Genomic DNA, 12,823 nt, shown 5'->3' on the forward strand with positions numbered 1-12,823 from the left:
TTTTTGTAATACAATTATTATAAATATCATATTATATTTCATATTAAAGAACTAGTTTACATTAAGCGATTGTCATTTAAATTTAGAAATTTTTTTAGATAAAAGCAAATAATGTCTATCAAAAAATAATAATTAAAGGTAATTAATTATGAAATTTAAAATTATTGTTAAGAAAATAAATTATGGAATCATAGCCTCTATTTTAGTTATATTTATATGTTCTCTTACTTTATTTGTGAGGCCTATAGTTGGAATGGCTGATAACGGAGATTTTTTTCGAATAATTAGTCAAAGTGATATGTACTATTTACAAGATAATGAACAGCACAGCTTTTTAGGGTATTTTGATAAGGATTATGGTATCAATCAATATAATAATGAAAATCCAAAGATGATAGTAACCACACAATCAATATTAACTAAGAGTGCAGTATTAATAGATAAACTTATAACTAAAGATTATGTATTTGATATAAGATTTTTAGCCTTTATATATATGATAATATATGCATTTAGTGCCTATCTAATAGTAAGGGTTCTAACAGAGGATATAGAATTAAATAAATATAAAATGTTATTAACGCTTTTGTTTGTTTTTATATTCTGTGATACTGGTTATGTAGCTTATTTCAATTCTTTCTATGGAGAAGCTGTAAATTTGAGCTTTTTTCTGTTTAGCTTAGGAATATTACTATATATGTATAAATTTAAGAATTATAGTATTTTATTTTTACTTATGTTCTTTTTATTATCTCTAGTTTTTGTAGGATCTAAGCAACAACTTGCTCCTGTAGGATTTTTGGTTGCATTTATACTATTTAGGTTATTCGTAACGAATAAAAGAAAAAGATTTCGTTATACCGCATTAGCCTTAACAATAACTATAGCTTTCTCTTCGCTGTATTTTTACAAATCCATATCTGGTGATTTTGATTATATAAATAGATATCATGCAATGACCCGTGGAGTGCTTCTTTATGAATGGAATGCAGACGAAATATTAAAAGAATTCAATATAAATACTCAATATTCTATGCTGCAAGAAACTATATATTTTAATAAATTACCGGTTATTGATCCTAGTAGTGATAAATTAAAAAAGGAATTCTACAGCAAGTATTCATTTTTTAGTATATTAGGCTTCTATTTAAAAAATCCTAGGATATTTGGAAAGATGATAAATTTTGCCGTGATCAATGGATATTCCATTAGACCTAAAGTTTTAGGAAACTATGAAAAAAGAGAAGGGAAAGCTTTTGAGCAACAGTCTTATTTCTTTTCTTTTTGGAGCAGCATAAAAGAAAAATATATACCTCATAACCTATTTTTAACTGTGGTAGCATTTGGAATATACTTTGTTTTTGCGGCGAAAAGATATCTTATTGCAAGGAAAAATGAAGATTTAGATTCACAACTATTTGAAGAAGCCTTTTTATACGTGTTTTTAGTGGGAGTATCTCAGATATTTATTTCTATAATAGGGGCGGGAGATGCAGACCTTGGGAAGCATCTATTTATGTTCAATGTAAGCTTTGATTTTATGCTTTTATATTCAGTTTGTATAATTATTAAAAATGTATATAAAAAATCAGGTACAGTTATAGAAGGAGATAAAAATGGAACTTGAAGATTATAGAAAAAAGATAGATATATTTATGACACTACTTATAACATATTTTTTTATTATATGCATGTCTTTTCAATATATTGAAGTCCAAGGTAGCTTTGAAAATTACATAATGTTAACACTGGCCATGACAATAGCTCTTATTAGTTATTATACAAATATAACTTTCTCTATAATATCAACTCTAATTGTGGATTTTGGATATTCTAGTTATAGACTTTATAGAGGTATTGTACAAGGCATTCCTGCGGATATAAGAGTATATTATTGGGTTATTGTAATACCACTAACGGCAATAGCAGTATCTGTCTTATCCAAATATATACTTAAATTACAAATTAAAGCGGACGAGATTAATACTGAAAATAAAAATTTGGTAATGATAGATCAGTTGACAGGAATAAGGAATTCTTCAGCTCTTTTTAATGAAATTCCTATATATATGAGTATGAGCAAAAGATATCATATACCAATATCCGTTATGTTGGTTAAATTTAAGTATACTAGAAAACTTATAAGCATTGTAGGAAAAGATTTCTTTAAAAGCATAATTGTAGAATGCTCGGAAGTGTTAGAGGATACTTTAAGACTGGAAGATAGAAAATATATTCTCAATGATGATAACACCTTTGCATTTATACTTATTTCTGATGAAGAGGGATGTGAAACAGTAAAAAGAAGGTTTAAAGAAAATATGGACAGGATAAATATTGATAAAAATAAGATATTCAAAGGTTTAAAGTTAGAAATACAAGTAGGATATTATACTTATAACGAAGGTGTTAAGGATGCAATGGATTTTGTAGATAAAGCAGATATGGAAGTAGATTATGATGTTTAAGATAAGTGAAGTTAAATTATTTATAGTGATAACTTTAATAGGACTGTTTTTAGTTCCATGTGTAAAAGTAAAAGCAGAACAAAATAAGGTTGCGGTGTTATATGATACTTACAATGAATATGGTTCAGAGGAAAATAAATTAAATTCATTAGTTCAATTAATTTTAAACACTTGTAGTGGAGCGGATATAGTAAATGTAAATTCTTATTCTGAAAATCCAATTAATAAATATGAAGTTTTATTTGTTCTATATAATAATTCTTCAGAAATATCAAAAGACTTTCTTCAAAATCTATTAAAGTTTAATGGCAAAATAATATGGATAGGGAAAAATTTCAATAAAATCTTAGAGGCTTCCCCAAATATTAGTCATATAAGTATGTTTTCTTCAAAGAATGAAAGCTATAGTGAACTTGGTAAGTATATACAAAAAATTATAAGTGGTAATGAAAAAAAACAAGAAAATATATATTTGTTACTTGATAAGATCTATCCTTTTATAAATCTTAATAGCTTCATACAAAAGATAGATTTTTTATATAATCAGGGAATTCCCTTTATATGTAGTGTAATGCCGGTTTATGAAAGTCAGGATTTTGATGCTATGAAACGCTTTTGCGAAGTATTAAGGTATGCTCAAAGCAAAGGGGGAAAAATAATACTACATTCTTCTGTCATCTTTGGTGAAAATATACCAGGAAAAGATGTGAAAAATAAAATGGATTTAGCTCAGCAGATCTATGTAAAATACGGAGTTTATCCTTTAGCTTTAGACATACCGGAAGGATTCTTATATAAGGAAGATTATAAGGAATTAATTCATTCAAGTAATAATATTTTTATAGAAAAGGATAGTCAAATAGGAATAGTTGACTTGAAAAAATATTCTATAGATCATTTTGACAAGGCGATAGATAAAATAGACATTAAAGATGAGTATAGGTATAAAATATCCAATTCTACTAGCAATATAGCATTTAGTTTTGATTCAGATTTAGATTTGGAAAATTTTAAGAGTGATGTAAATCGGATTATAAATAAAAGAATTTCTTTTAGTGATGTAAATTATCTATATAGTTGGATGACATTAGGAGGTATGAAATTAGACTGTAATACTTCCGATATATTCCTAAACAATAAACCCGTTAATGAACAAAATAATCATTTGAATTTTCAACCAGAAGTGGAAAGTAAAAATGAAACTATTGATATAAGCAGTGCAAATGGAAAAGTAATAAAGATAACAAGTATTGTATGTGCTATCTTCGTAATAGTTGTTTGGGCTAGCATTAAAATAGATAGAAAAAAATTCTTTGACTATAGAGGATGATTTTATAATGAATGTATTTGATTTTTTACTTTTATATTCCTTAATTATTATATGGATAACAATATTTGTCAATATAATGTTAGTTATTGGTGGATATATTTATTATCTGAAAACTTTAAAAATGAAAATGGAAAAAGAATTAAAAGAATATCCTTTTGTTTCAGTGATGGTTCCAGCTCATAATGAAGGTATGGTAATAGAAAAAACTGTAAAAGCCTTATTAGCACTAGACTATCCTAAGGATAGATATGAAATTATAATTATAAACGATAACTCTAGTGATAATTCTTCAGAAATATTAAGTGAATTGCAAGAAAAAAATTCTTGTAGAAATTTAATTATAATAAATACAGATAATATTATAGGTGGAAAAGGAAAGTCTAATGCATTAAATATGGGATTTAATAAAAGTAAAGGAGAATTTTTAGTTATTTATGATGCTGATAATACTCCGGAGAAAACGGCTTTGAGGTATTTAATTCAAACCATTTTAGAGGATAAAAAACTAGGTGCTGTAATAGGTAAATTTAGATGTAGAAATAAGAAAATAAACTTTCTTACAAAATTTATCAATATTGAAACACTTACATTTCAATGGATGGCACAAGCAGGCAGATGGCAATTATTTAATCTTTGTACCATACCTGGAACCAATTTTGTTATAAGAAGAAATTTAATCGAGGAAATGGGAGGCTGGGATACAAGGGCTATAACGGAAGATACGGAAATAAGCTTTAGGCTATATAGAATGGGATATAAGATAAAGTTTATGCCTCTATCAGTAACTTGGGAGCAAGAGCCTCAGACTCTAAAAGTATGGTTTAAACAGAGAAGTAGATGGGCAAAAGGAAATGTATATGTTATTATTAAAAATTTTAAATATTTTTTCTATAAAGACGGTGGAGCGAGCAAATTTGATATGCTATATTATGTTTTAATATACTTATTCTTTTTATCAGCAGTAATATTTTCGGATATACTTTTTATACTTGGGCTTGCCCAAGTTATAAAACTTAATATAGCAGGATATAGTCTTATATTATGGATTATGGCTTATAGCGTATTTTGTCTATCTATTTTTGTAGCTATATCTACAGAAAAAGGAGAATTAGATTTTAATAATTTTCTTATAGTATTGCTGATGTATTTTACTTATTGTAAACTTTGGGGATTGGTAGCAGGTCTTGGGTTTTATAACTTTATCAAGGATATTGTTTTTAAAAGAGAAGTAAAGTGGTATAAAACCGAGAGATTCTAGGAGGTACAAAATGATAAAGTGTAGATATTTAAAACGTGTATTAGTAGTTTTAATCATATTTATTATAAATATAGTATCTATTAGCTTAATGAAGGTCCAGGCTGCTTCAGGGGATGTAAGATATAAAAGCTTTAAATTTGGAAGTGATATTAATTTTAAAGGAGTATTTTCATCACATTCTTTATTTTTTCAGGTGGATAAATATGTACAAGGTCAATCACTAAATACAGATATATTTTTCAATATAAGTCAATTAATAGAGGAGAAAAATGATGCAACGATTACCTTCCTAATAAATGGTACAGCTATATCTTCTTCAAAAGTGTTTTATAAACCTTCAGAGGAAACACAAAATATCAAATTAACAATACCTATTTCACTAATTAAAGAGGGAATGAATGAATTCAAGATAGATACCTACTGCAGAATATCTGATGATTCTTGCAATGATGATGTTAACAATGGAAATTGGATAACACTGCAGGGAAAGTCAAATATATCGATGGGGTTTATGGATAAAGAAAGTACAAATAATATATCAGAATTCACTTATCCTTTTATTAGACTTAATGAAGAGGATAAATGTAATTGTGTAATAGCCATTCCGGATAATTATAAACAAGAGGAATTATCAGCAGCACTTATGTTACAAGCTTATCTTGGAAAGATGGATAAGAATGGAGAATATAGTGGAGCTATAGTGAAATATTCTGCCATAACAAATGATAAAGATATAATATACATTGGTGGGATTAGCAATTTACCTGAAAAGTTCAAGACGTTATATGCAAATATTCCTCTGGAGGATTATAAATATAACGCTATAATAAAAAAAGGAACCTCTCCTTTCAATGAAAAAAATAAATTAATGGCAGTGATAAGTGAAAATGGAGATATGTTAACAAAAACTATAAAATTATTAATGAATGAAAATTTAGTAAGTCAATTAAATGTAGATACTTTTAAGGTGGACAAAAATACTAAAGTGGAAAATGACCTGTCACAAGAAAAAGTGAATCTTACTTTTAAGGACTTAGGACTACAGGAAATTCATCTAAAAGGCCCCTTTAGACAAAGTGGATCGTTAGGGTATACCCTTCCAAGAAACAGAGCTTTATCTAGTGGAGCTAAAATAAAGCTTTTCGCGAGATATTCACAAAACTTAGATTTTAATCGCTCCTTATTAACTGTATATATAAATGGAACACCTATAGGTAGTAAAAAGCTAGATAAAGATAAATGCAATGGAGATGAACTAGAACTAAACATACCTAAGGATATTCAAATGACAAATTATATGGATATCAAAATTGCCTTTGATCTTGAGCAACCAAACTCTAATTGCCAATTTAGACAAGAAGAAATGCCGTGGGCTCTTATTACTGGAGATTCCTATGTATGTGTGCCTAATAATAAAATTGATTTTTATAAATTTGACAGCTATCCTCAACCATTTATTTCAGATAAACACTTTAATAATTTAGCGGTTGTAGTACCGGAGAATTTATCTGAAGATGAGATTGAAGGAATAAGTAAAATTTTTTCGTATATGGGTAGAGATATAGATTATAATAATGGAAATTTAAAAGTAGTTGAAGAAAAGAATTTTTCAAACAAATATTATAATATGAATCTTATAGTATATGGTACGCCTCAGAGAAATCGAGTAATAAAGGATTTAAATTCTAAACTGTGGTTTAAATATAATAAAGGTTACAATTCATTTGAAGGAAATGAAAAATTATATTTAACGGAACCTTATGCTTCTAATATATCCTCATTCCAGTTTGATATATCACCTTATGATAAAGGAAAAGCTCTTTTAGTATTGACATCTCCAAAGGAAGATTTGCTCTTAAAATCATTAACTTTTTTATCATCAACAAAACAATCCTCAAAACTATCAGGAGATTCTGCTTTAATAGATAACAATGGTAATGTAAAGGCTTATAAGTTTAAAAAAGAAGGAGACAAATCTTTAAAAGACAAATATGCTACAATAGAAGCAAGCACTAAAACTTTTATTGGGTTTATAGGCTTATTTTTTATATTTAGTGTAATTGCAATCTTATTATATTATTTTAAAAATAAAAAGTTTAAATAAAGGGGGAAGCCATATGGAGACTTCAGTGATATTATCCAGATACCTAAGTTAAGTTTGTAAATAACATTTTATAGCCAATCACTGGACATTGGTATATTTAAATATATGATTTAAAAATGTGACAAAGGTAAAATATGAAACAGGATAGTATAAGTGAAGAAGGAGAACCTTTATGATAGATTTAAGTATTGTAGTCCCTTCCTATAATGAAGAAAAAAATATTGACTATTTATATAGTAGATTAAGTGATATTCTGTTAACCATTACCGACAAATATGAAATTATATTTGTTAATGACGGCAGTAAAGATAACACAATGAATAAAATAAAAAATCTATGCAACAAAGATTCACGAGTAAAACTCATTGATTTTTCAAGAAATTTTGGGCATGAAATGGCAAATACAGCAGGGTTAAAATATGCATGTGGGAATGCTGTAGTGATTATGGATGCAGATTTGCAAGATCCTCCTGAACTTATTAAAGATATGTATTGCAAATACTTACAAGGATATGACTTAGTATATGCTAAGAGAAAAAGTAGACAAAAAGAAACTTTTATAAAAAAGATTACTTCAAGGTTGTTTTACAGATTTTTAAGATATTTTAGTGATATAGAAATTCCTCTTGATACCGGGGACTATAGGCTTATGAGCAGGAGGATTGTAGATGAATTTAATAAGTTTAGGGAACATAATAGATTCTTTAGAGGGTTGACTCATTGGATTGGATTTAATATTACTTATGTTGAATTTGATAGGTTACCCAGAAATGCAGGAAAAACAAATTATAATTTTGGAAAATTAATGAAGTTGGCTATAGATGCTGTAATATCTTTTTCATATAAACCACTAAAAGTATTTAATATAATTGGAGTAGTTATGGCTTTGTTTAGCTTCGTCAGCATAGTTTATTGGATTATATTCAAGATAACAACTGGAAATCCAGTTGCAGGCTGGACTTCATTAGTCACAATAATATTATTATGTTCTGGTGTTATTATGATACAGATAAGTACTATTGGTGAATACATAGCAAGAATATATGAAGAGGTCAAAAATAGACCACTTTTTGTTATAAATAAAACCATAGGAGTAAATGAAGTTGTTGAAAATTCAAATAATATAAGAGAAAAGGACGTTGAAGATATTAGTGAGAAAATTTAAATGTAAAGATAACTTAGAAAATATAGCCTTATATGGTATTTTTGGTGTCTTGACTACATTAATAAATATAATAACTTATAAAATATTAATTGATAATGGCATTTACTATATATTAAGTAATGTTATTGCCTTTGTAGTGTCAATTATATTTGCATATATAACTAATAAAAAATGGGTTTTTTATAGTAAGACAACCACAAATCTTAAAACATTAGAGGAATTTCTAAAGTTTATAATGGTAAGGGTAACTACTTTCTTAATTGATTTTTTCGGAATGATATTTTTGATAGAAATAGTTTATTGCGGAAAATTTTATAGTAAGATATTTGTTAACATTGTAGTAATTATATTAAATTATCTATTTAGCAAGAAAATTGTATTTAGCGATGGGAATGAAAAGTTATAAATATATACTGGGTGTAGTTTTAGATTATCTATAATAGAACTGTCATTGAAAAACTTGACAAATTCATAAAATATTAATATAATAATCTTGTGAAAGTCAACAAATACAATATGAATACTAGGAATTGAAAGCTATGATGAGAAGAGTAAGTTAAGCAAAGCTTGCAGAGAGAAACCTCCTTGGGTGTAAGAGGTTTTAAGTGGATTTTAATGGAAGTGCATCTCTGAGCTCTGAATCGAAAAGAAAGTAGACTTCAGCGGGAACGCCCGTTAAAGCGTTGAGGTATGTAAGTACCGATATATTAATGAGATATCATGCATTTTGTATGATAACCAGAGTGGAACCGCGAAGTATATAACTTCGCCTCTGAATAAGAGGCGGAGTTTTTTTGTTTCTCAAAATCCGGAGTTTGGGAAGCAAGAGGAAAATATAAATTCCTTAAAATATTCAAAGGTAAATTTTTTACAATATATCAGCAGAAATGTTGGAAATAAAGCTCTCAAGAGTTTTGTGAATGACTAATTATTTATTTTCAAGGAGGATTTGAAATGAAATTCGGAAAATTATCAAAAGTCTTAATAGGAGTAGTGGCTGCAGCCTTTTTATTAAATGGTTGTGGAACAACTAAAAATAGCACTTCTAATGGAACATCAGCTAAATCAGATACTTTTACATATGGTATTGATGGAGATCCAGGAAACTCAGTAAACGTAATAACAACAAGCGATCGTTATGGATTAATGGAAATAAAAGCATTATATTCACCACTATATATGTATAACGTGGACAAAGTTCAGTATTTCCTTGCTGAGAGCATGACACAATCAGCTGATAAGCTAACATATACTGCAAAACTTAGAAAAGATGTTAAATGGAGTGATGGAACTAAATTCACTGCAGATGACGTAGTATTTACATATAATGAGATGTTAAAAGAAAAAAATGCTGGTTGGGCATATAGTCAATTAATATTCAATGGAAAACCAGTTAAGGTTGAAAAAGTTGATGATTATACAGTTAACTTTACACTTCCAGAAGTCAGCGCACCTGGAATGGAACTGTTAGGTAATATATTTATAATGCCTAAGCATGTATATGAAGGCGAAACTAACTTTGAAAATAGTGAAAAGAATGCAAAACCAGTAGGAACTGGACCATATAAACTAGAAGAGTATAAAGCTGGTCAATATGTAAAGATGGTGAAAAATGATGATTATTTCTTAGGAGCTCCAAAGATTAAAAATGTTGTATTTAGAGTAATACCAGACGCTAATACTGCTAAACTTTCTCTACAAAAAGGTGAAATAAATGCATTAGCTGTTCAATCAAGTGACTTAAAAGATTTAATAAAGGGAGATAACTTAAAACCTTATACATATGATGAGGGTAGGGTAGCATATATGGTACTTAACTCTAATTCTCCTAAACTTAAGGATGCAAATATAAGACAAGCTATATTCTATGCATTAAACAGAACAGACTTAATTAATGCTGCCTTTGGATCACAAGAATATGCAAAACCAGCTTATTCATTCCTTCCAAATGAAAGTAAATTCCATACAAATGATGTTGAAAAATATGATTTTAATCAAGCAAAAGCTAAAGAACTTTTAGCAAAAGCAGGAATTTCTGGACTTAAACTTAAACTCGGATATCCTGGAAGTAATGTACCTTATCAAAAGGAAGCAGCAATAATTCAACAAAATCTTAAGGCTGTGGGAATAGATGTAGAACTTGCTGCAGGTGAAGATGCTGCAATTAGTAAACAAATGAAAGATGAAAAAAGCAATTATGATATGTTCCTTGGTGGTTATATTATGGGAATAGACCCAGATACCTTTAGTTCATTATTTACATCTAATAGTCAATATAATTATAGTCATTTTAATGATAAAGAAATTGATGATTTATTTAATTCTGGAAGAGTTCAGACAGACGAAGCTAAAAGAAAAGATATTTATACCCAAATTCAAAAGAAACTTCAAACTAATGGGTATTTCTATCCAATTCTTGAAAACAAGAGAATTGTAGTTATGAGTTCTAACTTAGCAGGAGTAGAGGATGCTGCATTAGTACCAGTATATACCTTTGAAGATATGTCTAAGCTTTATTATAAATAAGGGTAACTTATTCTAAGTAATGGGGAATGAAATTGTTTATTCCCCATTTAACAAGACACTTTTAAAGAAATAACTAGTCAGTATGCTAGTCTATTTTATAGAGTACTGATTAGTTATTTTTTTAAGATGTTTAATTTATTAATTAAGGAAGTGACAATAGAGTGACAAAGTATATATTTAAAAGAATTCTTCAAGCTATTCCATTACTATTAATAATTTCAATGGTATGCTTTACTCTCATTAAGTTAGCTCCATATAATGCTGTTGATGCAATGACAACACCAAAAATGCCAGTAGAAACAGTTAATCTTATAAAGGCTAAATACGGATTTGATAAGCCTGCGTATGTACAGTATTTTTTATGGCTTAAAAGTATATTAACTGGTCAGTTTGGATATTCCATAGTTACACATGAGAGTATTTCTAAGGATTTAGCTGCAAGAATACCAGCAACTATTACATTGGTATTGCCAGCATATATAATTTCACTTGTAATTTCTATAATTCTTGGATTAATAGCAGGAGCAAATAAAAATAAGTTGATTGACAAGATAATAGACGGCTTTTGTTCCATAGGAATAGCTACACCTAGTTTTTGGTTTGCAATGATTATGATATTTATATTTGGATATAAGCTTGCTGTCTTACCTATATTAGGAAGAAATACCATAGGGATGGAGAATTCCTTTTCAGATTTTTTACTTCATTTTATAATGCCATGTTCAGTACTAGTTATCGCATTTTTACCAGAGCTTATTAGGTATGTACGATCTTCAACAATAAGTCAAGTTTCAGAAGGATATGTAATGGTTCAAAGTGCCTTTGGAGCAAGTAAAAGAGAAATATTATTTAGGCATGTGTGTAAAAACGTACTTTTGCCGATAATTACCAAGGTTGGTATGGCATTACCTATGTTAGTTACAGGAGCTATGATAACAGAGACTGTATTCGGATGGCCAGGAGTTGGACCATATTTTGTAAATGCAGTTCGTGCATTAGATTATCCTATTATAATGGCAATTTTGGTACTGTCATCGTCTTTGGTTATAATTGGTAATTTATTATCGGATATATTATATTGTTTAACAGACCCAAGAATAAAGGAAATGGAGTAAAGTATATGAAAAGCAGAAGAATAAAGAATGTTAAAGATGAGCTAAAAAGTAATAAGAGTGCTTTATTTTCAGGAGCCTTTCTAATTTTTATAATACTTATTTCAATATTTGCATTTTTAATACCTATAAATCCAGATGCAGTAGATACATCAAGTATGTTGCAAACTCCTAGTTTAGCTCATTTATTTGGTACAGATGAATTAGGAAGAGATTACTTAGCGAGAACCATATATGGAGGAAGAGTCTCTCTTGTAGTTGGATTTCTTGCTATGGCTATATCCACTAGTATAGGAGTGGGAGTTGGGACTATAAGTGGATATTTTGGAGGTAAGATAGATAATATTTTAATGAGATTTGTTGATATAATATCATCCATCCCTTGGATGATACTTGTAACAGTAATCAGTATATTTTTAAAACCAGGACTTCAAGCTATAATCATAGTAATAGGATTATTTTCTTGGATGGAAATTGCGAGACTGGTTCGTGCGGAAACTCTCTCTATAAAGGAAAGAGAATATGTACTTTATGCAATTTCTATTGGTGAATCTTCTCAAAGTATAATATTTAAGCATATTATACCGAGTGTATTTCCTACTATAATAATAGCATCAACCACAAGTATAGCAAATGCTATAATGACAGAGTCCTCATTAAGTTTTTTAGGTCTTGGAATTCAACAACCAATGTCTTCTTGGGGGAATTTACTTCAGAATGCTCAAACAAATCTGCAAAGTGCTCTCTATATGGCTGTTTTACCTGGCTTATTAATAATACTTACAATATATTCGTTTAATAAATTAGGTAATGTTTTGAGAGTATTTGTTGAACCTAAGATTGCAGGAGGTGGAAGGTAA

10 protein-coding genes and 1 other annotated feature are annotated in these 12,823 nt (G+C 28.6%); all 10 genes read left to right on the top strand.

The annotated features are described in order from the left end of the window. Window positions 1-148 precede the first annotated feature (148 nt). The 10 genes from wsfD (at window position 149) to AC0N0V_RS07085 (ending at window position 12,823) form a co-directional block, all read left to right on the top strand. On the top strand, window positions 149-1,627 hold the full coding sequence (gene wsfD, locus AC0N0V_RS07040; protein ID WP_474463022.1) for a glycan biosynthesis hexose transferase WsfD: 1,479 nt from the start codon (window positions 149-151) through the stop codon (window positions 1,625-1,627). Then, window positions 1,617-2,468 carry a GGDEF domain-containing protein gene (locus tag AC0N0V_RS07045; RefSeq protein WP_474463023.1) on the top strand — a complete coding sequence of 284 codons (852 nt, stop codon included), beginning with the start codon at window positions 1,617-1,619 and terminating at the stop codon, window positions 2,466-2,468. The genes wsfD and AC0N0V_RS07045 overlap by 11 nt, the downstream gene beginning before the upstream one ends. Further along, window positions 2,458-3,798, top strand: coding sequence for a DUF2334 domain-containing protein (locus tag AC0N0V_RS07050; RefSeq protein WP_474463024.1), 1,341 nt, complete (start codon window positions 2,458-2,460; stop codon window positions 3,796-3,798). Before AC0N0V_RS07045 ends, AC0N0V_RS07050 begins: the two co-directional genes overlap by 11 nt. Before the next feature lie 7 nt (window positions 3,799-3,805). Beyond that, window positions 3,806-5,056, top strand: coding sequence for a glycosyltransferase family 2 protein (locus AC0N0V_RS07055; protein WP_474463025.1), 1,251 nt, complete (start codon window positions 3,806-3,808; stop codon window positions 5,054-5,056). A 10-nt stretch (window positions 5,057-5,066) separates the two neighbouring features. Then, a complete protein-coding gene (locus AC0N0V_RS07060) occupies window positions 5,067-7,160 on the top strand; it encodes a cellulose biosynthesis cyclic di-GMP-binding regulatory protein BcsB (RefSeq protein ID WP_474463026.1) in 2,094 nt (697 codons plus the stop codon). 172 nt (window positions 7,161-7,332) lie between these two features. Next, a complete protein-coding gene (locus AC0N0V_RS07065) occupies window positions 7,333-8,325 on the top strand; it encodes a glycosyltransferase family 2 protein (RefSeq protein ID WP_474463027.1) in 993 nt (330 codons plus the stop codon). Then, complete coding sequence (locus AC0N0V_RS07070) at window positions 8,300-8,731, top strand: GtrA family protein (RefSeq protein ID WP_474463028.1); 432 nt, start codon at window positions 8,300-8,302, stop codon at window positions 8,729-8,731. The genes AC0N0V_RS07065 and AC0N0V_RS07070 overlap by 26 nt, the downstream gene beginning before the upstream one ends. Window positions 8,732-8,855: 124 nt before the next feature. After that, window positions 8,856-9,102, top strand: a binding site (T-box leader). A gap of 177 nt (window positions 9,103-9,279) precedes the next feature. Continuing rightward, window positions 9,280-10,851 carry an ABC transporter substrate-binding protein gene (locus AC0N0V_RS07075; RefSeq protein ID WP_474463030.1) on the top strand — a complete coding sequence of 524 codons (1,572 nt, stop codon included), beginning with the start codon at window positions 9,280-9,282 and terminating at the stop codon, window positions 10,849-10,851. Between the two features lie 161 nt (window positions 10,852-11,012). After that, window positions 11,013-11,966 (top strand): ABC transporter permease, encoded by a 954-nt coding sequence (locus AC0N0V_RS07080; RefSeq protein ID WP_474463031.1) that lies wholly within the window; start codon window positions 11,013-11,015, stop codon window positions 11,964-11,966. A gap of 5 nt (window positions 11,967-11,971) precedes the next feature. Further along, window positions 11,972-12,823, top strand: a complete 852-nt coding sequence (locus tag AC0N0V_RS07085; protein ID WP_474463032.1) for an ABC transporter permease — start codon at window positions 11,972-11,974, stop codon at window positions 12,821-12,823.

This window comes from Clostridium sp. CS1-1 (genome assembly GCF_056135525.1).